The 20,285-nt window shown below is 72.8% G+C and carries 20 protein-coding genes; 5 read left to right on the top strand and 15 right to left on the bottom strand.

Annotated elements, in window-relative coordinates:
* Nucleotides 1-393 precede the first annotated feature (393 nt).
* A complete protein-coding gene (locus OG294_RS22500; RefSeq protein WP_327071626.1) occupies nt 394-939 on the top strand; it encodes a flavin reductase family protein in 546 nt (181 codons plus the stop codon).
* Between the two features lie 4 nt (nt 940-943).
* On the opposite strand, the gene arfB is transcribed toward OG294_RS22500, so the two are convergent.
* On the bottom strand, nt 944-1,375 hold the full coding sequence (gene arfB / locus OG294_RS22495; protein ID WP_327068327.1) for an alternative ribosome rescue aminoacyl-tRNA hydrolase ArfB: 432 nt from the start codon (nt 1,373-1,375) through the stop codon (nt 944-946).
* Nucleotides 1,376-1,451: 76 nt separating this feature from the next.
* On the opposite strand from arfB, the gene OG294_RS22490 reads away from it, so the two are divergent.
* Nucleotides 1,452-1,937 (top strand): hypothetical protein, encoded by a 486-nt coding sequence (locus OG294_RS22490; protein ID WP_327068326.1) that lies wholly within the window; start codon nt 1,452-1,454, stop codon nt 1,935-1,937.
* A gap of 79 nt (nt 1,938-2,016) precedes the next feature.
* Nucleotides 2,017-2,592, top strand: coding sequence for a TerD family protein (locus OG294_RS22485; protein WP_327068325.1), 576 nt, complete (start codon nt 2,017-2,019; stop codon nt 2,590-2,592).
* Nucleotides 2,593-2,685: 93 nt separating this feature from the next.
* Here OG294_RS22485 and OG294_RS22480 read toward each other — a convergent pair whose 3' ends face one another.
* From OG294_RS22480 to OG294_RS22450, 7 genes are all read right to left on the bottom strand, one after another.
* Nucleotides 2,686-3,981 (bottom strand): hypothetical protein, encoded by a 1,296-nt coding sequence (locus tag OG294_RS22480; protein ID WP_327068324.1) that lies wholly within the window; start codon nt 3,979-3,981, stop codon nt 2,686-2,688.
* 104 nt (nt 3,982-4,085) lie between these two features.
* Nucleotides 4,086-4,580: a DUF3180 domain-containing protein gene (locus OG294_RS22475; protein ID WP_327068323.1), complete on the bottom strand. Its 495-nt coding sequence runs from the start codon at nt 4,578-4,580 to the stop codon at nt 4,086-4,088.
* A gap of 111 nt (nt 4,581-4,691) precedes the next feature.
* Nucleotides 4,692-5,291 carry a 2-amino-4-hydroxy-6-hydroxymethyldihydropteridine diphosphokinase gene (gene folK / locus OG294_RS22470; protein WP_327068322.1) on the bottom strand — a complete coding sequence of 200 codons (600 nt, stop codon included), beginning with the start codon at nt 5,289-5,291 and terminating at the stop codon, nt 4,692-4,694.
* Nucleotides 5,292-5,340: 49 nt separating this feature from the next.
* Nucleotides 5,341-5,700 carry a dihydroneopterin aldolase gene (gene folB, locus OG294_RS22465; RefSeq protein ID WP_327071625.1) on the bottom strand — a complete coding sequence of 120 codons (360 nt, stop codon included), beginning with the start codon at nt 5,698-5,700 and terminating at the stop codon, nt 5,341-5,343.
* Between the two features lie 90 nt (nt 5,701-5,790).
* Nucleotides 5,791-6,273, bottom strand: coding sequence for a nuclear transport factor 2 family protein (locus OG294_RS22460; protein ID WP_327071624.1), 483 nt, complete (start codon nt 6,271-6,273; stop codon nt 5,791-5,793).
* Between the two features lie 117 nt (nt 6,274-6,390).
* Nucleotides 6,391-7,245 (bottom strand): dihydropteroate synthase, encoded by an 855-nt coding sequence (gene folP / locus OG294_RS22455; RefSeq protein WP_327068321.1) that lies wholly within the window; start codon nt 7,243-7,245, stop codon nt 6,391-6,393.
* Nucleotides 7,246-7,343: 98 nt separating this feature from the next.
* Nucleotides 7,344-9,209 (bottom strand): phosphatidylglycerol lysyltransferase domain-containing protein, encoded by a 1,866-nt coding sequence (locus OG294_RS22450; protein ID WP_327068320.1) that lies wholly within the window; start codon nt 9,207-9,209, stop codon nt 7,344-7,346.
* A 426-nt stretch (nt 9,210-9,635) separates the two neighbouring features.
* Here OG294_RS22450 and OG294_RS22445 point away from each other — a divergent pair, with 426 nt between their 5' ends.
* A complete protein-coding gene (locus OG294_RS22445; protein ID WP_327068319.1) occupies nt 9,636-10,817 on the top strand; it encodes an alpha/beta hydrolase in 1,182 nt (393 codons plus the stop codon).
* Between the two features lie 52 nt (nt 10,818-10,869).
* Here the strand turns inward: OG294_RS22445 and folE are convergent, their stop codons facing one another.
* The 6 genes from folE to dacB all read right to left on the bottom strand — a co-directional run bounded on the left by folE (nt 10,870) and on the right by dacB (nt 18,583).
* Complete coding sequence (gene folE / locus OG294_RS22440) at nt 10,870-11,475, bottom strand: GTP cyclohydrolase I FolE (protein WP_327068318.1); 606 nt, start codon at nt 11,473-11,475, stop codon at nt 10,870-10,872.
* Nucleotides 11,476-11,605: 130 nt separating this feature from the next.
* A complete protein-coding gene (gene ftsH / locus OG294_RS22435; protein ID WP_327068317.1) occupies nt 11,606-13,654 on the bottom strand; it encodes an ATP-dependent zinc metalloprotease FtsH in 2,049 nt (682 codons plus the stop codon).
* Between the two features lie 269 nt (nt 13,655-13,923).
* A complete protein-coding gene (gene hpt, locus OG294_RS22430) occupies nt 13,924-14,478 on the bottom strand; it encodes a hypoxanthine phosphoribosyltransferase (protein ID WP_035798821.1) in 555 nt (184 codons plus the stop codon).
* 41 nt (nt 14,479-14,519) lie between these two features.
* Nucleotides 14,520-15,755 carry a tRNA lysidine(34) synthetase TilS gene (tilS, locus tag OG294_RS22425; protein ID WP_327068316.1) on the bottom strand — a complete coding sequence of 412 codons (1,236 nt, stop codon included), beginning with the start codon at nt 15,753-15,755 and terminating at the stop codon, nt 14,520-14,522.
* A 144-nt stretch (nt 15,756-15,899) separates the two neighbouring features.
* A complete protein-coding gene (locus OG294_RS22420; protein ID WP_327068315.1) occupies nt 15,900-17,087 on the bottom strand; it encodes a zinc-dependent metalloprotease in 1,188 nt (395 codons plus the stop codon).
* A 59-nt stretch (nt 17,088-17,146) separates the two neighbouring features.
* Nucleotides 17,147-18,583, bottom strand: a complete 1,437-nt coding sequence (gene dacB, locus OG294_RS22415; protein ID WP_327068314.1) for a D-alanyl-D-alanine carboxypeptidase/D-alanyl-D-alanine endopeptidase — start codon at nt 18,581-18,583, stop codon at nt 17,147-17,149.
* Nucleotides 18,584-18,659: 76 nt separating this feature from the next.
* Between dacB and OG294_RS22410 the strand changes: the two genes are divergently transcribed.
* A complete protein-coding gene (locus OG294_RS22410; RefSeq protein WP_184936162.1) occupies nt 18,660-19,154 on the top strand; it encodes an inorganic diphosphatase in 495 nt (164 codons plus the stop codon).
* Between the two features lie 122 nt (nt 19,155-19,276).
* On the opposite strand, the gene OG294_RS22405 is transcribed toward OG294_RS22410, so the two are convergent.
* Nucleotides 19,277-20,239 carry an asparaginase gene (locus OG294_RS22405; RefSeq protein ID WP_327068312.1) on the bottom strand — a complete coding sequence of 321 codons (963 nt, stop codon included), beginning with the start codon at nt 20,237-20,239 and terminating at the stop codon, nt 19,277-19,279.
* Nucleotides 20,240-20,285: the final 46 nt, after the last annotated feature.

The raw sequence follows: 20,285 nt of genomic DNA, 5'->3' as shown, positions 1-20,285 counted from the left end.
GCTTCTTCGGATAGGTCTTGATGGTTATCGTCCGATTGCCAGAAGAACTGAATCACAGCGAGCACAGCGATCGGCACGCTCGGTCAGCAATAGGTCGTCACTTGTGACTCAAATCACACAACGCATAGACAGGCAAACCCGGTTCATCCCGGTCATGCCCGGACACGATGTTGCGATGGCCATCCTCGGGTTCGGTCGGGTGCGGCCGATTCTGTAGCCGCCGCCCGCCGCTTCGCCGCAGGAGTTCACCGCTGCGGGTGAGAACGGTCCCGACCAGGGTGAACCCCCCGCCGCCAGACGGCCGACCGCCGGGGCCGCATCCCGTTCCCAGGGCCTAGGACCACCGCCTGATGCCACGGACCCCGTGCGACGGCTACCGTGCGGTACGTGTCCATGTCGCCGCAGCCCGCCGCTGCCTCCCTCGCCACGCCGGACGAGTTCCGGGCCGCCCTGTCCCAGCTCGCCGCCGGCGTCGCGCTGGTGACCGTCCACGACGCGGGCGAGTCCGGCGCGACCGACCAGGGGCCGGGCGAGGACGCCGGGATGACCGCGACCTCGTTCCTGTCGGTGTCGCTGGAGCCGCCGCTGGTGCTGATCTCGGTGCGCGAGGACTCCCGGATGGACGAGCTGCTCTCCCGGATCGACCTGTGGGCGGTCTCGCTGCTCGGCGAGCAGCACCGGACGCTGGCCTCGCGGTTCGCCATGAAGGGCCGGCTGAGCGACCGGCTGCTCTTCGCCGACACCCCGCACGAACGCGGCCCGGCCAGCGGCGCACCGCTGGTGACCGGGGCGCTGGCGACCGTGGAGTGCCGCACCGAGCAGCGGATAGCCGCAGGCGACCACACGCTGCTGGTCGGGCGGGTGCTGGAGGCGCGGGTGCCCGCACCGGACGGGCGGCCGCTGCTCTACTTCCGGTCCGGCTACCGGCACCTGGCCTGAGGCGTCAGTCGCCCCGCAGCGGGCCGCGCCCGCGCTTGACCTCGGAGCGGCGCCGCTTGTTCTCCAGCCGCCGCTCCACCATGCCCCGGCTCGGCTTGGTGGCCCGGCGGGCCTTGGGCGGCGGCGCGGTCGCCTCGCCGAGCAGCGAGGAGAGCCGGGCGGCGGCGATCTCGCGGTTGCGCCACTGCGAGCGGTGCTCGCTGGCGCGCACCACCAGCACCCGGCCGTCCACCAGGCGGGCGGCCAGGCGCTCCAGGGCGCGCTGCTTCCAGACCTCGGGCAGCGCGGCCGAGGCGACCAGGTCGTAGCGCAGCTCGACCTGGGTGTCGGAGGTGTTGACGTGCTGGCCACCGGGGCCGCTGGAGCGGGAGAACCGCCACTGGAGCTCGGCCTCCGGAACCACCACCGAGCCCCGCACGCGTATGGGCTCGGGCATGCGTCCATCATCCCCGCCGCGCCCCGCCGCCGTCACCCGGTTATCGCGCAGGGCCGCGGGCCGCGACAATGAGCGCGTGATCGAGCTCGGCTACTCCCTCTCCGTCCGGTTCCCCGACCCCCCGCAGACCGACTACCGCACCGCGGACGTGCGGTCGCTGCGCCACGACCTGTTCTGCGGCGACGTCTACCTCGCGGACGACGAGCAGGAGTTGTCCACAGCCTGGGGATGGGTGCCGGTGCTGGACTTCGCCTGGGCGCTGTGCGACATCGTCGAGCGGCTGGACGAGGACCCGCGCGGCAGCCGGGCGGCCACCATCCAGCGGGCCGACCTGGACTTCACCCAGAACACCGAACTGCTGCAGTTCGCCCGCCGGTTCGGCCTGGTCGAGGTCTGGGCCACCTGGCTGGACGAGGAGCCGGTGGTGGTGCGGCACGCCACGCTGCGCCGCGAGGCCCGGGACTTCCTGCAGGACGTGCTGGCCGACCTGGTGGACCTGCACCCGGAGCTGGCCGACAACCCGCACATCTGGACCGTCCTGGCGCGCTTCCCCCGGGTCTGACCAGGCCGGAGGGAACCACCGCGCCCACCGCCGACGTTGCCCAGGGGACGGCACGTCGACGAAGGGACCGGAAACGATCATGGCTGTGAGCCTGACCAAGGGCGGCAACGTCTCGCTGACCAAGGAGGCCCCCGGGCTGGCCGCGGTGACCGTGGGTCTGGGCTGGGACGCCCGGACCACCACCGGCGCCGAATTCGACCTGGACGCCAGCGCGATCGTGCTGGACGCGAGCGGCAAGGCGCTCTCCAACGGCCACTTCGTCTTCTTCAACAACCTGCGCACCCCCGACGACACCGTGGTGCACACCGGCGACAACCGCACCGGCGACGGCGAGGGGGACGACGAGGCGATCAACGTCCACCTGGACGGTCTGCCCGCGCAGGCCGAGCGGATCGTCTTCCCGGTGACCATCTACGACGGGCTGGCCCGGGCGCAGAGCTTCGGCCAGGTGCGCAACGCCTACATCCGGGTGCTCAACGCGCACGGCGGCGCCGAGATCGCCCGCTACGACCTCTCCGAGGACGCCGCCACCGAGACCGCGATGATCTTCGGCGAGCTCTACCGCAACGCCGGCGAGTGGAAGTTCCGCGCGGTCGGCCAGGGCTACGCCTCCGGCCTGGTCGGGATCGCCCAGGACTTCGGCGTGAACGTCTGACCCGCCCCGCAGACAGCTGAGCCCGGCTCCCTTCGAGCCGGGCTCATGTTTCGGCGGACGGCCGGCGACCGGCCCGAGGGCGAGTCCCAGGGCCTAGCCCTGGTTGGCGCGCAGCTCCGGCAGGTCGAGCAGCTCGGTCTCGTCGTCGGGCGACAGGTCGACCACCTCGGGCCGGCGCTCGTGCTCGGCCACCACCTCGTCGCCGAGCACGTCCGCCAGGTCCTGCTCCGGCACCGGACGGCCCACCGTCACCGGCGCGGCGGCGGGCGCGGCGCGCTCGACCAGCTCGGAGCGCTCCCCCAGCTCGGCGACCGAGCCGACCGTGGGCGCCGGCGCGGCGGCCCGCACCGCGGCACCGCGGTCGAAGAAGCTGAAGCCCGCGCCCCGGGCCCCGCCCTGCTGCGGGCGCGGTCGCTGGCGCTCCACCGGGACCATGGCCGCGGCCGTGCCCGCCTCGGCCGCCATGGCCGGCAGCGCGGGGCGCACCGGCGAGGCGGCCACGGCGGGCCGCTCCTGGTGCTCCTCGGGCGGCGTCAGCCGGCCGATCCGCCCGGCCGGCACCGTCGGGGCCGGGCCGGCGGGCAGGTAGGCGGTGCGCGCCTCGGGCAGCGCCGCGGGCCGGGCACCGGCAGCGGGGCCGTCCGCCGGTCCATCGGCAGCGCTCCCATCGGCGGGCCGGACGGGCGCAGGCTCGACAGCGGGAGGCCGGACGGCAGGTGACTGCGCGGCAGCAGGCTGCGCGGCGGGCCGGGCGAGCAGCCGGGCCACGGGCTGGGTGGCGACCACCGCGGCGGCCGAGGCCGACGCCTGCCGACGGGCCGTCAGCTCCGCCTCGGCGGTGGCCCGCGCGGCCCGCTCCGCCCGCCGCTCCAGGAAGCGCAGCGCGTTGGCCGCCCGCAGGTAGGCCACCGGCGTCACCGGGTGCAGCGGGCGGGCCGCCTCGACCGCCTGCTGCGCGGCCTCGGCCTCCTTGAGCGCCTGCGCGGCCGCCTGCACCGCCCGCTCGCGCAGCAGCCGGGCGATCTCGGTCTCCGCCTTCGCCAGTCGCGACTTCTCCGCCGTCAGCCGCCGCCCGAGCCGGCTGGCCCGCTCCTCGGCGACCTCGGCGGCGTACTCGGCCTCGGCCAACTGCTCCTCGTACCGCTCCTCGTCGCGCACCCGGCGCACCGCGGCGGTGTCCGCCGCCGCCCGCGCCGCGCGATCGCGCTGGCGCAGCACCATGGCCAGGCCGAGCACCGCGAGCACCGCCGCGACACCGACCGAGCGCACCACCACGCCGTCCGCGCTGGCGAGCAGGGCGGCGAGGGCGGCCAGGGTGAGGACGGCGGCCGCGGCGAACGGGAGCGCGCGGTTGAGCAGAGAGGAGTGTCGGTGGCGTCCGCGAGACATGAGCAAGAAACTAGCGTGCGAATAGCGGCACTGTCAGCCTGAGCACACATCCCGGCCGGTCCGCCGCGAGGTCCGCCCGCCGCCCGGCACGACCTGACGGACCGTCACCGCGCGGAGGGGGCAGCGCCCTTGCCGTTGTGGCCGCCGCCGTCCTCGGGCAGCTTGCAGATGTGCTGGAGCCAGAGCGCCGCCGCCACCACACCGGCCCCGGCGACCACCGCCAGGCCCGCCGTGATCGCCGCGCCCCGGTGGGCGTTGAAGTCGGGCAGCGTGACGAGCACGATGCCCAGGCCCGCGTAGACGCCGCTGACCAGCGCCGAGACCAGCGCGCTGGCCTGCCCGAGCACCACCGCCCGGGCCGCACCCAGCGGGTCCACCCGCTTGGCACCCGGCGTGCGCTCCCGCATCGCCTTCAGCCGGGAACGCAGCGAGATCGCCGTCGCGAGCAGGATCACCGCGATGACCGCCAGCACCACCGGGGCAGCCGCCGGGACCCCGGGCAGGGTGTCCAGCGAGTTCCAGAGCTTGGCACCGGCCCAGGCCAGCGCCGTCGCGATCACGAAGATGCCCAGCAGGAGACGGAGGCGGAGCGGCTTCACTGGAGAGGGGGTTCCTTCCGGGCGGCGGGTGGTGCGGGCAGCGCCAACCCACCGTACCCGCACCCGGGCCACCGCCTGCCGGCCACCGGCCGCCCCACGTGCGGGACGGGCCTACTCCGGCAGGCGCAGCTGGATGTCGGTGCGACGGTGCACGCCCTGGGCGCCCTCGCCACCGAGCCGGCTCAGCAGATCGGCGACCTTGCCGTGGTCCGGCAGCTCGCCGTCCGGGTCCGCGTCGCTCCACGGCGCGAGCACGAAGACACGCTCGTGCGCCCGCGGGTGCGGCAGCAACAGCACCGGGTCGCTGCTCAGCATGCCCTCGTAGGTGATGATGTCGACGTCCAGCGTGCGGGCGCCCCAGCGCACGGTCCGCTCGCGCCCGAAGGCGTCCTCGATCGCGTTGGCCCGCTCCAGCAGCGAGTACGGCGGCAGCGTGGTGCGCAGCACCACCACCGCGTTGTAGTAGTTGGGCTGCTCGCCCGGTCCGCCCAGCGCGGCGGTCTCGAAGACCGCGGAGACGGCGGTGATCCGCAGGCCCGGCGTGTCCGCCAGCGCGTCCACGGCCCCCTGCAGGGTCTCCAGCCGGTTGCCCAGGTTGCTCCCGAGGGCCAGCACCGCGGTGCGCGGGTTCTGCAGGGTGGTGTCGACGCTGTCCACCCGGTACTCGAGGTTGAAGGTGGTCGGCGAAGCGGTCGGGTCGCTGGTGCTCATCGGTAATCCTCTTCGGCTGGCGGCTCGGCTGCGGGAATCACCGTAACCCTTATGCGCGGCGCCGGAGGATGGTGATGGTCACATCGTCGAACGGCACGGTGATCGGCGCGTCCGGCTTGTGGACGGTGACCTCGACCTCCTCCACGGCCTCGTGCTTGAGGCACTGGTCGGCGATCCGCTGAGCCAGGGTCTCGATCAGGTCCACCGGTTCACCGGCGATGATCGCCGTGACCTCCTCGGCGACGATCCCGTAGTGGGCCGTACGAGTCAGGTCGTCACCGGAGGCGGCCGGGCGGGTGTCGAGGAAGAGGACCAGGTCGACCACGAAGGTCTGCCCCTCGATCCGCTCACGCTCGAAGACGCCGTGGTGGCCGCGGGCACGCAGGCCCCGCAGGGTGACGCGGTCCAGCAACTGAATCACTGCTCCTGATCTTGGAACGGCAGGCGCGGTCGCCCGCCGTCCGTCGAATCTACCCTTGCAGCCACAACGGACCGCGACTCAGTCCTCGTCCTCGTCATCCCCGCTGGTCAGCACGGGTGAGCCATGGTGCGACCAGAGACGCCAGCCGGAGGCGGTGCGACGGAACAGGTTGCTGGAGACGACCTTGCCGCCGACCAGCGGTCCCAGCTCGCCCTCCTCCTCGGCCTCGCCGCCGGACAGGATGTTCTCGGTGCAGGTGACCAGGGCCACATCACCCTGCACCTCGCACTCGACGTCGGTCAGGAAGAACTGGATGTACTCGGTGTTCATCATGATCAGCAGGTACGACCGGGTGACCTGCGCCCGCCCGCGCAGCACCGGCCACCCCGGATGCACGCAGACCACGCCGGACTTGTCGTCGGCGTCCGCGGCGGAGAGCCAGACGTCCTCGATGGCCTCCAGGTCACCGTTCTCCAGCGCCTCGTAGAGCCGCTGGTTGGCGGCCAGCACTGCCTCCCGGTCGGCGGCGGCCCGAGCGGCCGCCGCGCCGTTGCCCAGCATGCCGTTGCCCACCGTGCCGTCACCAGTCACGCCACCACCCGCTTCCGTTCGCGTCCTCGTCCGTCCGGCTGCTGCTCCGCCCCTGCTCCCCGGCCCCCTGGCCCGGCCACCGCCGGCTCAGCCGGCCGCGGCCGCCCGCCAGGCGGCCACCACCCGGACGGCGTCCGCGGTGCCCGCCACGTCGTGCACCCGCACGGCCCAGGCCCCGGCCCGGGCCGAGAGCACCGAGATCGCCGCGGTGGCGTCGTCGCGCTGCCGAGCCGGGCGCAGCTGCCCGGTTTCCGGGTCGGCGAGCAGCGTACCCAGGAAGCGCTTGCGGGATGCGGCCACCAGCACGGGGCGGCCCAAGGCGGTGAGCGCGTCCAAACCCGCCAGCAGCGACCAGTTGTGCTCGCTGGTCTTGGCGAAGCCGAGCCCGGGATCCAGGATCAGCTGCTCCTCCTTGACCCCGGCCGCCAGCAGCGCCTCGATCCGCACCGTCAGCTCGGCCACCACGTCGGCCACCACGTCGCCGTAGACCGCGAGCCGGTCCATGTCGGCCGACTGGCCGCGCCAGTGCATCACCACGAACGGCGCCCCGTGCTCGGCCACCACCGCGGCCATCGCCGGGTCGGCCAGCCCGCCGGAGACGTCGTTGACCAGCACCGCCCCGGCCGCCAGCGCCTGCTCGGCCACCACGGCCCGCATGGTGTCCACCGAGACCAGCACCCCGGCCGCGGCCAGCTGCCGGACCACTGGCAGCACCCGGCGCAGCTCCTCCGCCTCGGTGACCCGCGTCGACCCGGGGCGGGTCGACTCCCCGCCGACGTCCACCAGGTCCGCGCCGCGGGCCACCAGGTCAAGACCGTGCGCCACCGCGGCGTCCGGATCCAGCCACTGCCCGCCGTCCGAGAAGGAGTCGGGCGTCACGTTGACGACGCCCATCACGGCACAGCGCTCGAGGTGCGGAAAACCGGGCAGCGGGTTGTTCATGAGCCCATTATCGGCCCGCTGACCGGCGGGGTCATGAGATGCCCCAGCCCCTGCCGGCCGGGGCCGGGCAGGGGCTGGGGAGGGGCCGAGGAGTGTGCCTAGGCGGCCGGCGCGATCGACGTGCCCTCGCCCGCGGTCACCGGCATCAGGCCCTGACGCTGGCGCTTGCGGCCGAACTTCGGCATGCCCAGCGTGATGAAGGCCTCGGCCTGCATCACCGCGAAGCCGATCCGCGGCAGGTCCCGGGTGTTCGGGTAGACCATGAACCGCGGCTCCCACTCCGGCTGGAACTTGGCGTTGAACTTGTACAGCGACTCGATCTGGAACCAGCGCGAGAGGAAGACCAGCAGCCCGCGCCAGGCACGCAGCACCGGTCCTGCGCCGATCCGCTCACCACGGGCCAGCGCGGAGCGGAACATCGCGAAGTTCAGCGAGACCCGGCGGATGCCCATCGCGGGCACCGCCTGCAGCGCCGCCACGATCAGCAGCTCGTTCAGGCCGGGGTCCGCCGCCCGGTCGCGGCGCATCAGCTCCAGCGAGATGCCGTCCGGGCCCCACGGCACGAAGTGCAGCACGGCCTTGAGGTCGTCACCGCCAGTGTTGCTCGGTGACTCCCCTTCTTCCGGGGCCTTGTGCGCGGTGACCACCACGCAGTTGTCGTCGGCGGGGTCACCGAAACGGCCCAGCGCCATCGAGAAGCCGCGCTCGGTGTCGGTGCCGCGCCAGCGGGCGGCGGCGTCGGCGATCCGCAGCTTCTCCTCGCGGGTCAGGTCACTGACCCGGCGCACCTGGCAGGAGTAGCCGTTGCGCTCGATCCGCTTGACCATCTGGCGCACGTTGCGCATCGCGCGGCCGGCCATCGAGAAGGTGGTCGCGTCGACGATCGCCTCGTCGCCCAGCTCCAGCGCGTCCAGCCCCGCCTCGCGGGTCCAGACCTCGCCGCCGACCTCGCTGCAGCCGACCACGGCCGGCACCCAGGCGTGCTCACGGGCCTGCGCCATGAAGACCTTGATGGCACCCGGCCAGGCCTCCACGTCGCCCACCGGGTCACCGGAGGCGAGCATCACGCCGGAGATCACCCGGTAGGAGATCGCCGCCTTGCCGGTCGGCGAGAAGAGCACGCTCTTGTCCCGGCGCAGCGCGAAGTAGCCCAGCGAGTCGCGCTCGCCGTGCCGCTCCAGCAGGGCGCGGACCTTGACCTCCTCGTCGGCGGTCAGCTCCGGCTCCGGCTTCTCCGGGCGCAGCAGCAGGTAGGCGGTGGAGAAGGCGGTCAGCAGGCCGAGGCCGGCCAGCGAGTAGCCGACCACGTCGCCGATCCGGTCCGGGTGGTAGCTGATCGGGCCGTCCAGGCCGAACAGGCCCCAGACGGTCTCGTGCAGCCGGTCGACCAGACTCGGGCGGCCCATCTCCTTGGCCGGGTGCGCGCTGACGATCAGCAGGCCCAGGCCCAGGCTGATCGCGCCCATCACGACCAGGTTCAGCAGCGCCCGCCAGCGGGTGCGCGGGTCGGCCTTGGCGTAGAACTCGCGGCGGTGCACCAGCATCACCGCGAAGAGCACCACCGAGACGACGGCGGGGCCGACCTGGTGCCAGCGCAGCACGTGCAGCGCGGCGCCGACCGGCAGCAGCACGCAGACCATCCGCCAGGCCCGCTGCTTGCGGCGGCGCAGCGCGTGCGCCAGCAGCACCAGCAGGATGCCGACCAGCAGGGTGCCCGCGGTGGCCAGCGTGGTGGTGGTTCCCGGCAGCTGACCGGCCCAGGTGTGCATCCTGGTGCGGCGCAGCTTCGGGAAGACGGCACTGGCGATGTCCACCAGCCCGATCAGCAGGCAGGCGTAGCCCACCGCACCCGGCAGCCAGGCGCGCGGTACCGCGGCCGCCTGGCTGCGCAGCGTCTGCAGACCCTTTCGGCGGGGCTGCTCCGGGGCCTGAGAAGGCTGCTCAGTGGACACGGGAACACTCATGAGAACTCAGCCTAGAGGGTGTGCACAGCTGCCCGGTCACCCAGAAGGATGAGCCGTGATGGGCCTTCATACGTATGTCCTTACCTTGACCATGAGACCGTCAAGAGCGAGTAATGGCTGGTCCACCCCGTGGGACCGGCCGCTGGGCGGACCGGTCCTGGCCCCCCGCACGAGTGGCGACGCCGAAGTCTAGAGCCTTGGTTCCTGTGGGTGAAGCCGACCGGCTGGCGGCGGCGCACCCGTGCCGCCCGCCATTCACCTGGCGTTGCCCCAGTGGGCTCGAACGGCTCCGGTGGCTGCCCGCCGATCGGTCTCGGATGATGAGTCAGCGGTACCCGCCGACTACGTGTTGAACCCCGTGGCGCCTGACCGGGACTGTCTTTGACGCCCCGCCAGCCCGTCCGGCGCACCAGGGAAGGCTCTGGGATGGAACTGACCAGCAGCACGCTGGTGTACGTCGTGGTGGCGTTCGCCCTGCTGACCACCGCAGCCGTGCTCTGGTTCTGGCCCCGGCTCGCCGGGCCCGGGCCGGTGCACCTGTTCGGCCGCCTCGGCATACTGACGGTCACTCAGGTGGCGGTGCTGGCCATCTGCGCACTGACCTTCAACGACACCTACGGCTTCTACACGTCCTGGCACGACCTGCTGTCGCCCGACACCAGCCAGCTGGCGCTCGGCCCGGTGCCGGGCGGCAAGGGCGGTCCGCCGAACGCCGGCACCCTGGTGCAGCCGGCCGAGGAGAGCGGGTTGTCCACCATCACCGACCTGCCGCAGGGCAGACCGGAGGAGGTCGGCCGGGTGGATTCCATCCGGGTGACCGGCAAGGCCACCGGGATGTCGGACCAGATGTTCATCTATCTGCCACCCGAGTACTTCAATCCGAAGTACTCCCGGGAACGCTTTCCTGTCGTGCTCTCCCTGGCCGGTTTTCCGGCCCCCGCGCTCGCCCTGCTGAGCGACCTGCACGCCCCGCAGACCGCCTGGGAGCTGCAGCGCACCGGCCGGATGGCACCCACCATCGTGGTCATGGCCCGGCCCGCGGTGGCCGCCCCGCGCGACACCGAGTGCGTGGACGTCCCGGGCGGCCCGCAGAGCGAGACCTGGTTCGCGAAGGACGTGCCCGCCGCGCTGCGCTCGGCCTACCGGGTGAGCCGCTCGGCCGCTTCCTGGGGCGTGTTCGGCTACTCCACCGGCGGCGCCTGCGCGCTGCGCCTGGCGCTGCGCGACCCCGACGCCTACGGCGCGGCGGCCTCGCTGCACGGGGACTACCAGGTGGTGCCCGACCCGTGGGCCAGCGGCGACCTGTTCGGCGGCAACCAGCAGCTGGCGCAGAGCTACGACCTGGGCTGGCGACTGCACAACCTGCCCGTCCCGAAGAGCTCCCTGATGATCGTCACCACCCGGACGGAGGAGGACTACCCGGCCACCGAGCAGTTCCTGAACTCGGTGGCGCCGGTCACCGCCGCGCACCCCGAACTCGTCGTCGACTCGCTCTTCCTGCCCGACGGCGGCCACAACTTCGATGCCTGGCGCCGGGAGCTGCCCGCCTCGCTGGAATGGATGAGCGACCACCTGGCGACGCCCCAGGACCGCGAACCGCGGACCTGAGCGGGCGTCGAGGCGGCCAGCGAGGGGCCGCCGGAAGGGGCGCCGACCCGGGTCAGCGCCCGATGATCAGGCTCATCGCCTCGGCGCGGGTCGCGGGGTCGCGCAGCTGGCCGCGGACGGCCGAGGTGATGGTCTTGGCGCCGGGCTTGCGGATGCCGCGCATCGACATGCACATGTGCTCGCACTCGATCACCACGATCGCGCCGCGCGGCTCCAGGATCCGCATCAGCGAGTCGGCGATCTGGCTGGTCAGCCGCTCCTGCACCTGGGGGCGGCGGGCGTAGACGTCGACCAGCCGGGCCAGCTTGGACAGGCCGGTGATCTTGCCGCTGGTCGCGGGTATGTAGCCGACGTGCGCCACGCCCTGGAACGGGACCAGGTGGTGCTCGCAGGTCGAGAACACCTCGATGTCCTTGACCAGCACCATCTCGTCGTGGCCCAGGTCGAAGGTGGTGGTCAGCACGGACTCCGGCTGCTGCCAGAGGCCGGCGAAGATCTCCTTGTAGGCCCGCGCGACCCGGGCCGGGGTCTCCAGCAGCCCCTCGCGGTCCGGGTCCTCGCCAACGGCGATCAGCAGCTCGCGCACCGCGTTCTCGGCTCGCTTCTGGTCGAAGGTGCCGACGGCGGCCTGTCCGTCGAGCGTCACCGGATCGATCATGCGAACCTCACACACGTAGCTGGGAAGGGTGAGCGGCACCGCTCACCACGAATGCCGCGCCTCCAGGGTACAAACCCTGGAAACGCGGCATCCATTCCGTTCGGCGTTCGTGGCCGTCCGGCGCAGGGGGTCAGCCCTCCGAGGAGTCCCCGCCGACCGGCGGGAGCTTGACGATGTCCACCGGGGCGGCATCGACGGAGGCGGCGGAGCCGTTGGTCAGCGCCAGCTCCTTCGGGGACTGCACCGGCGGGCGGGTCGACGGGGTGCGTCGGGCCGAACCGGTCCAGGCCGGGCGGGCCGGGCGCTTCACGATGGGGGCGAAGATCTCGGCGATCTGCTCCTTGTTCAGGGTCTCCTTCTCCAGGAGCTCCAGCACCAGGTTGTCGAGCACGTCGCGGTTCTCGACCAGGATCTCCCAGGCCTCGTTGTGCGCGTTCTCGATCAGCTTCTTGACCTCCTCGTCCACCAGCCCGGCGACCTCTTCCGAGTAGTCGCGCTGGTGGCCCATCTCGCGGCCCAGGAAGGGCTCGGAGTTGTCGGAGCCGAACTTGATCGCACCCAGGCGCTCGGTCATGCCGTACTGGGTGACCATCGCGCGGGCCGTGGCGGTGGCCTTCTCGATGTCGTTCGAGGCGCCGGTGGTCGGGTCGTGGAAGACCAGCTCCTCCGCCGCGCGCCCGCCCAGCATGTAGGCCAGCTGGTCGAGCATCTCGTTACGGGTGGTCGAGTACTTGTCCTCGTCCGGCAGCACCATGGTGTAGCCGAGCGCCCGACCGCGGGACAGGATGGTGATCTTGTGCACCGGGTCGCTGTTCGGGCAGGCCGCCGCGACCAGGGCGTGGCCGCCCTCGTGGTACGCGGTGATCTTCTTTTCCTTCTCGGACATGATCCGGGTGCGCTTCTGCGGGCCGGCCACCACGCGGTCGATCGCCTCGTCCAGCGTGACGTTGTCGACCAGCTTCTTGTCCGAGCGGGCGGTCAGCAGCGCGGCCTCGTTGAGGACGTTCGCCAGGTCCGCACCGGTGAAGCCCGGGGTGCGCTTGGCGACGGCCTTGAGGTCGACGTCCGGCGCGACCGGCTTGCCCTTCTGGTGCACCTTGAGGATGTCCAGGCGGCCCTGCAGGTCGGGGCGCTCGACGGCGATCTGCCGGTCGAAGCGGCCCGGGCGCAGCAGCGCCGGGTCCAGGATGTCCGGGCGGTTGGTGGCGGCGATCAGGATCACGCCGCCCTTGACGTCGAAGCCGTCCATCTCGACCAGCAGCTGGTTGAGGGTCTGCTCGCGCTCGTCGTGACCGCCGCCGAGGCCGGCGCCGCGGTGGCGGCCGACCGCGTCGATCTCGTCGACGAAGACGATCGCCGGGGCGTTCGCCTTGGCCTGCTCGAAGAGGTCGCGCACCCGGGAGGCACCGACACCGACGAACATCTCGACGAAGTCGGACCCGGAGATCGAGTAGAACGGCACGCCCGCCTCACCCGCGACAGCGCGGGCGAGCAGGGTCTTGCCCGTCCCGGGCGGGCCGTAGAGCAGCACGCCCTTGGGGATCTTGGCGCCGACCGCCTGGAACTTGGCCGGCTCCTGCAGGAACTCCTTGATCTCGTGGAGCTCCTCGACCGCCTCGTCGGCGCCTGCGACGTCGGCGAAGGTGGTCTTCGGGGTGTCCTTGGTCAGCAGCTTGGCCTTGGACTTGCCGAACTGCATGACCCGCGAGCCGCCACCCTGCATCTGGTTCATCAGGAAGAGGAAGACCAGCACGATGATGACGATCGGCAGCATCGAGAGCAGCAGGCTGACGAAGGTCGACTGCTTCTCGGGGCTGATCGTGTAGCCCTGCGGAAGGTTGCCGGCGTCCTGCTGCTTCTGCAGCTCGGTGGCCAGCGCGGTGCCCTGGCCCTGCTCGTTGATGTATGAGGCCTGGAACTTGCTACCGGAGGGTGCCTTCCCAGAGCTGCCGGGGACGAGCGTGGCGCCGTCCTTCAGCTGGATCTTGATGGTCTGGGAATCACCGGTGGTGAGCTGGGCCTGCTTGACCTGGCCAGCGTCGATCGCCGCAACCACCTGGCCGGTGTCCACCGTCTTGTAGCCGTTCGAGTCCGAAACGACCTGCATCAGCACAATGACGGCGACGACTGCCAGGAGGATCCATGCGATCGGCGCGCGGAAGTATCGCTTGACGTCCATCCATGCGGGGCGTTGCCGCCCCGTCCCTCCTGCCACTCAACGGCACCCTCAGGACCGATTGGTCCCTCGGTGCAATCCGATATGTGCGAGTGCACTCCGCCCTCGTCAACACGCTCGTACGACGAGAGGGTAATTTGACCGTACAGCAGTAGTGCCCCGCTCTGTGGAAGCAAGGCGCCACCACTCTGTGCAGTTGTACGCCCGCCGACTCCAACGGGTGAAATCGGCGGACTGTTCCCCGGCGTCCCGCCTTCGGCCCAGCGGGGCGCTCAGCCGCCGTAGACGTGTGGGGCGAGCGTACCGATGAACGGCAGGTTGCGGAGCTTCTCGGCGTAGTCCAGGCCGTACCCGACCACGAACTCGTTGGGGATGTCGAAGCCCACGTACTTGACGTCGATCTCCACCTTGGCGGCGTCCGGCTTGCGCAGCAGGGTGCAGACCTCCAGCGAGGCCGGACCGCGCGAGCCCAGGTTGCCGAGCAGCCAGGACAGCGTCAGGCCGGAGTCGATGATGTCCTCGACGATCAGCACGTCGCGGCCGGCGATGTCGGTGTCCAGGTCCTTGAGGATCCGCACCACCCCGGAGGACTTGGTGCCCATCCCGTAGGAGGAGACCGCCATCCAGTCCATCGTGACCTGCGAGTGCAGCGCCCGGGCGAGGTCGGCCATGACCATGACCGCACCCTTGAGGACGCCGACGATCAGCAGGTCCTTCCCGGCGTAGTCCCGGTCGATCCGCTCAGCCAGCTCCAGCAGCTTCGCGTCGATCTCGTCCTTGCTGATGAGCACCTTCGCCAGGTCGGCGCCCATGTCCTTGTCGTCCACCGGGAGTACGTCCTCAAGGGTTTGTGGTCCTGTGCCGGCGGTCAGTCGTCCTGCCGCCGAAACACCAGGTTGCCACACCTTCGGGTGACCTCGACGCCCCCGGGTAGCTGCAGCGGCCCCTGGCCGCGCCAACCGGTGACCAGCAGGTCGACCGTCTCCAGGTGGCGGGCGAACAGGTCACCGGCCGGGGAGCCGGTGCGCAGCGCCGCCCGGCGCAGCACCCGGCGGCGCACCGCGGCGGGCAGCTCGGCCAGCGCGGCCACCGGCAGCACCCCCTGGCCGGCGCTGCGGTCCGGGCCCTGCTCGGGCCGGTAGAGCTCCTGCTCGGCCCGCCCGGCCCACTGGTCCAGCGCGTCGGCGTCGTCCCGGAAGAGCCGGGCGGTGCGGGCCAGGGCCTCCACCACGCCGTGGCCCAGGTGCTTCTCCAGCACCGGCAGCACCTCGTGGCGCACCCGGGCCCGGGTGTAGGCGGGGTCCAGGTTGTGCGGGTCGTCCCAGACCGGGATGGACTGCGCCGCGCAGGCCTGCCGGGTGGCGGCGCGGTCCAGGTCGAGCAGCGGGCGGCGGTAGCGGCCCTTCTGCGCGGGCATGCCGGCCAGCGAGCGGGCGCCGGAGCCGCGGGCCAGGCCCAGCAGCACCGTCTCGGCCTGGTCGTCGCGGGTGTGGCCGAGGAAGACCGCCAGCGCCTGGTGGCGGTCGGCGGCCTCGTCCAGGGCGGCGTAGCGGGCGTCCCGGGCGGCGGACTCCGGCCCGCCCTGCCGGCCGACCCTGACCGGAACGGCCTCCACCGGGTCCAGCCCGAGCGCCCGCAGGCGTTCGGCGACCTGGCGGGCCCGCTCGGCGGAGCCGCTCTGCAGGCCGTGGTCGACGGTGACCGCGCCGACCCGCAGGCCGAGCTTGGGGGCCTCGAAGGCGGTGGCGATGGCGAGCGCCATGGAGTCCGCGCCACCGCTGACGGCGACCAGGACCAGCGGGGAGCCGGGAGCGGCGGGGATCCGGGGCAGCCCGGAGGGATGGCGGCGGGCGTTGCCGATCAGCACGGTGCTCGGCGCACAGACGCTCGCGGCGGCCACCGGTGCGGTGGCGGCCGGGCCGGCGGGGGCGGACCCGGCGCAGGCGGAGCCGACCGGGGTGGGGACGGCTGCGGTGGGAACGGGGATCGGTGCGGCGCGGCGCGGGGCGGCGGCCGGGATCGGGACGGCGGCCTCGGCCGCGAGGTCCATCAGAGCGCGGCGGACGGCCAGGCGTATCGCCGCGACGGCGGGGTGTGGGCCCACGGTGGAGCAACTCCTCAGGCTGGTGGTGACCGAACGCTCACAGATCGTCGCAGAAAGGTGGGCGGCCCTTGGCCCCCCGCGCCACCGGTACGACCACCGTCCCACGGACGGGTGAATGAAGAAACGTTCCGCCGACACTCCCCCTCACTCGTCCGGGGGCTTTGGCTGGGACTGGCGTCCGACTCGGGCCACCCAGGCGGCCGGGTCGTGGATCTCGTCCTTGGTCGGCAGGGTGTTCGGCGAGGTCCAGATCCGGTTGAAGCCCTCCATGCCGATCCGGTCCAGCACTCCGCGCACGAAGACCGCGCCGTCCTGGTACTGGCGCAGCTTGGCGTCCATCCCCAGCAGCTTGCGCAGCATCAGGTCCAGTCGGCTGGCGCCCTTGTCCCGGCGGCGCTGGAACTTCTCCCTGATCTCCAGCACGCTGGGCACCACGGCCGGCCCGACCCCGTCCATCACCACGTCGGCGTGCCCTTCGAGCAGCGACATCACCGCGGTCAGCCGGGCCAGGATCTCGCGCTGGTTCGGGGTCTGCACCACGTCCAGCAGGGTGCCGGCGCCGCTGCTCGGCCGCTCGCCCGGGGCCAGCACCTCGCGCAGCCGCTCCAGCAGGGCCATCGGCTCCACGTCGGTCTCGGCCAGGAAGGCCTGCACCTCGGACTGCACGTGGTCGCGCAGCCAGGGCACGGCGCTGAACTGGGTGCGGTGGGTCTCCTCGTGCAGGCAGACCCAGAGCCGGAAGTCGTGCGGATCGACGTCCAGCTCCCGCTCCACCTGGACGATGTTGGGGGCCACCAGCAGCAGCCGGCCGGGCCCGGTGGGGTCGCCGCCGAGCCTGGGCTGGTCGAGGAGGTCGGCGGGGTCGGCCGGGGCGCTCACGGGGCCCGCGCCCGGGTCGGGGGCGGCGAAGGTCTCGTACTGGCCCAGCACCTTGCCGGAGAGCAGCGCCAGCACCGCGCCCACCTCGACGCCGGTCACCTTCTCGCCGACCGCGCCGAGCACCGCGCCGCCGGGCGTCTCGGCCCGCCGGGCGGCCAGCTTCTGCACCAGCGGGCGGATCACGGTGCGGAAGCCCGCGACATTGGCCCGCACCCAGCCCGGGCGGTCCACCACCAGCACCGGCGCGGACCCGTCGGCGGCCAGCCGGGCCGGGCGCATGCCGGTGTACTCGCGCACCGCGCCCTCGGCCGCCAGCGCGTGCCCGCGCAGCTCGCTCACCACGGTGCGGGCTTCCTCCCGGGTGACCTGCGGGCCCGGCCGGGCCAGCCGGGTCGCCGTCGCGACCGCGAGATTCCAGTCGACCATGTCAGCACCGCCGCTCGCGCTCGTCATGCCCTCACGGTACGTGCTGGCGGCCCCCGGCCCCACCCCTGCGACCGCTCGGAACCGGGCTACTTGCAGCCGCAGGAGACCAGCTTGGCCACGATCCGGTCCATCGCCGCCCGGGCGCTGGTGGCGTCGGCCGGCGTCCTGGTCATCAGTGCGAAGGAGAGCAGCCGCCCGTCGGCGTCCACCAGGGTGCCGGCCAGCGTGTTGACGCCGCTGAGGCTGCCGGTCTTGGCCCGCACCACGCCGGCGCCGTCGGCCGAGCCCTGGGCCGCGACGAAGCGCTTGTCCAGCGTCCCGGTCAGCCCGGCGATCGGCAGGCCGGTCAGCACCGGGCGCAGTTGCGGGTGGTCGGGGGAGGCGGCCAGCGCCAGCAGGTCGGCCAGCACCACCGGCGGGATGGTGTTGTGGACGTTCAGCCCACTGCCGTCGTTGATCGAGACCCCGGCCATCGGGATGCCCAGGCCCGCGAGCGTCTGGGTGACCGCCTGCGCCGCGCCGTCGTAGCCGACCGGCTGGTGCTGGGCCACCGCCACCTGCCGGGCGACCGCCTCGGCGAGCGTGTTGTCGGAGTTGGTGAGCAGCCGCTCCACCAGCCGTGGCAGCACCGGGGACTGCACCTGGGCGATCGGCGCGGCGTTCGCCGGGGCCTGGGTCTGGGCGGGCTTGCCGTCGACCTTGACGCCCTGGGCACCGAGCAGGTCGGTGAACTTGGCCACCGCCTGCGCGGCCGGGTCGGCCACCCGCACCGGGGCGTCGACGTCCTGGGTGGCGTCCACCCGGCCCTCGTCGATCATCAGCGCGGACATCGGACCGATGTTGGTGCCGTCGTTGAACTTGTGCGCCGCCGGGCCGGTGTACAGCGAGGTGTCGTACGACAGGTGCACGGTGGTGACGCCGGCCGCCTTGAGGGCGGTGGCGGTGCGGTTCGCCAGGTCGATCAGCGAGGCGGGCGCCGAGTCGGCGTCCACCGGGGAGCCGCCGATCCGGATCTGGTCCGCCGGCAGGCCGGTCAGCGTCGGATCCCCGCCGCCCACCAGCACGATGTCCGCGGGGGTGGCGCCGTGCACCACCTTGGTGGTCAGCCGGGTGTCGGCGGGCAGCAGGCTGAGCGCGGCCACGGTGGTGGCCAGCTTGGTGGTCGAGGCGGGGGTGGACGGGGTGGTCTCGCCCGAGCCGAGCAGCAGCTTGCCGCTGCCGCCGTCAGCGATCGCGAAGGTCAGCGTGCCGAGCGCCTTGTCCGAGGTGAGCTGGCCGAGGGCGGCGGTCAGGCCCGCCGCGGTCGGCAGGCCGTCGCCGCCGGTGGTGACGGCCGGGGCGAGCACCGCCGCCGCGGCCGGGGGTGCGCCCGGCGCTGCGGCCGGTCCCGAGGCGGGCTCCTGGGCGTACGCCCGCTGCCCCGCCGTCCCGCCGCCGACCAGCAGGGCCAGGCCCGCCACCCCCGCGACCACGCTCGCGCCGACACCGCCGCGGACCCCCGCACGTGTCCCTGCCCCTGTCACAGCCCATCCCCTTTCCACAGCACTCCCTCCCGTAGGAGACACTTGGATTCTGTCAGTCCCTACCTTGGAGGAACCGTTGGAGTTCGACGTCACCATCGAGATCCCGAAGGGCTCCCGTAACAAGTACGAGGTCGACCACGAGAGCGGTCGCCTTCGGCTGGACCGGATGCTCTTCACCTCGACCCGCTACCCGGCCGACTACGGCTTCGTCGAGGGCACTCTCGGCGAGGACGGCGACCCGCTGGACGCCCTGGTCATCCTCGACGAGCCGACCTTCCCCGGCTGCCTGATCAAGTGCCGCGCGATCGGCATGTTCCAGATGACCGACGAGGCGGGCGGCGACGACAAGCTGCTCTGCGTCCCGGCCACCGACCCGCGCTGGGAGCACCTGCGGGACATCCACCACGTGTCGGAGTTCGACCGTCTGGAGATCCAGCACTTCTTCGAGGTCTACAAGGACCTGGAGCCCGGCAAGTCCGTCGAGGGCGCCGCCTGGGTCGGCCGGATCGAGGCCGAGGCCGAGATCACCGCCTCGATCAAGCGTCTGCAGGAGTCCGGCGACGCGCACTGACGCCAGCCGGTCGTTCTCGTTCTTTCGAGGCCCGCTGACGGCTGGTGTTCCCGGAGGCCGGGGCTGATGGAGTGTCATCCATCGGCCCCGGCCTCCGCCGTGCGCCCGGCTTCCGCGCCGGGTCAGACGACCGCGCGGATCTCGCCGACCACCGCGCCGCCGCCGTGCAGCGGCACGGTCCCGATCCGCGCCAGCACCTCCTCGGCGCCGGGCAGGCCGATCCGGCGCAGCACGGCGGCCAGCACCGGGCCGAGCGCCCGGCTCGCACCGTCGTCGATCTTGAAGGCCAGCGCCCGGCCGTCCGGCAGCGCCACCGCCTGCACGGCCTCGGCGCCCATCTTGGACAGCGCGCCGGGCACCGCCCGCATCAGCCAGGTGTCCGGGCGCCGGGTGCCGGCCACGTACTCGGGGTGGGCGCGCATCGCGTCCGCCACCCGGCGCGGCGCACTGCCCTCCTCGGCACGCAGCAGCGCCCGGTAGCCGCGGGCCAGGCCCACCAGCGAGACGGCGTGCAGCGGGGCGCCGCAGCCGTCGGTGCCGGCCGCGGCTATCGCCTCGTCGGCGTGCTCGGCCAGCGCCTCGGCGGCCAGCAGCTGGATCGGGTGCTCCGGGTCCAGGTAGTTCGCGGTCGGCCAGTGGTTGGCCACGCTGGCGGCCAGCCAGGCGGCGTGCTTGCCCGAGCAGTTCATCACCAGCGGCTCGCGGTGCCCGCCGCCGGCCAGGTAGCGCTCGGCCTCCACCGGGTCCAGCGGCAGATCCGCCGGGGTCCGCAGCGCGTCGGCGGTCAGCCCGGCGGTCGTCAGGATCCGCCGCACACCGTCCAGATGAAACGATTCTCCGGAGTGGCTCGCGGCAGCGAGCGCCAGCAGCTCGCCCTCGATCGGCAGGCCCGCCCGCAGCGTGGCCACAGCCTGGAACGGCTTGTTGCACGAACGCGGGAAGATCGGCCGCTCGGGCTCGCCGAGGGCGAAGTCCACCGACCCGTCGGGGGCGAGGACGACCAGCGAGCCACGGTGGTGGCCCTCGGTGAAACCGGAGCGCACGACCTCGGCGAGGACGGGCAGCTGGGCGGCGGAGTCAGGCATCGGCGGTAGCGGCCTTCCGGGACGGTGAGGGAGGGACACCGGCCCC

The organism is Kitasatospora sp. NBC_01302 (assembly GCF_035976515.1).
In the GTDB taxonomy this organism is placed as follows: Bacteria; Actinomycetota; Actinomycetes; order Streptomycetales; family Streptomycetaceae; genus Kitasatospora.
The sequence above is the reverse complement of the archived record's forward strand: the minus strand, read 5'-3'. Positions and strand labels throughout refer to the sequence as shown.

What these genes read in the sequence shown, in the direction of transcription:
- OG294_RS22500 (WP_327071626.1), top strand. Translation starts at nt 394, where the DNA reads ATGTCGCCGCAGCCCGCCGCTGCCTCCCTCGCCACGCCGGACGAGTTC.
- arfB (WP_327068327.1), bottom strand. Translation starts at nt 1,375, where the DNA reads ATGCCCGAGCCCATACGCGTGCGGGGCTCGGTGGTGGTTCCGGAGGCC.
- OG294_RS22485 (WP_327068325.1), top strand. Translation starts at nt 2,017, where the DNA reads ATGGCTGTGAGCCTGACCAAGGGCGGCAACGTCTCGCTGACCAAGGAG.
- OG294_RS22480 (WP_327068324.1), bottom strand. Translation starts at nt 3,981, where the DNA reads ATGTCTCGCGGACGCCACCGACACTCCTCTCTGCTCAACCGCGCGCTC.
- folK (WP_327068322.1), bottom strand. Translation starts at nt 5,291, where the DNA reads ATGAGCACCAGCGACCCGACCGCTTCGCCGACCACCTTCAACCTCGAG.
- OG294_RS22460 (WP_327071624.1), bottom strand. Translation starts at nt 6,273, where the DNA reads ATGCTGGGCAACGGCGCGGCGGCCGCTCGGGCCGCCGCCGACCGGGAG.
- folP (WP_327068321.1), bottom strand. Translation starts at nt 7,245, where the DNA reads ATGAACAACCCGCTGCCCGGTTTTCCGCACCTCGAGCGCTGTGCCGTG.
- OG294_RS22450 (WP_327068320.1), bottom strand. Translation starts at nt 9,209, where the DNA reads ATGAGTGTTCCCGTGTCCACTGAGCAGCCTTCTCAGGCCCCGGAGCAG.
- OG294_RS22445 (WP_327068319.1), top strand. Translation starts at nt 9,636, where the DNA reads ATGGAACTGACCAGCAGCACGCTGGTGTACGTCGTGGTGGCGTTCGCC.
- folE (WP_327068318.1), bottom strand. Translation starts at nt 11,475, where the DNA reads ATGATCGATCCGGTGACGCTCGACGGACAGGCCGCCGTCGGCACCTTC.
- ftsH (WP_327068317.1), bottom strand. Translation starts at nt 13,654, where the DNA reads ATGGACGTCAAGCGATACTTCCGCGCGCCGATCGCATGGATCCTCCTG.
- OG294_RS22420 (WP_327068315.1), bottom strand. Translation starts at nt 17,087, where the DNA reads ATGACGAGCGCGAGCGGCGGTGCTGACATGGTCGACTGGAATCTCGCG.
- OG294_RS22405 (WP_327068312.1), bottom strand. Translation starts at nt 20,239, where the DNA reads ATGCCTGACTCCGCCGCCCAGCTGCCCGTCCTCGCCGAGGTCGTGCGC.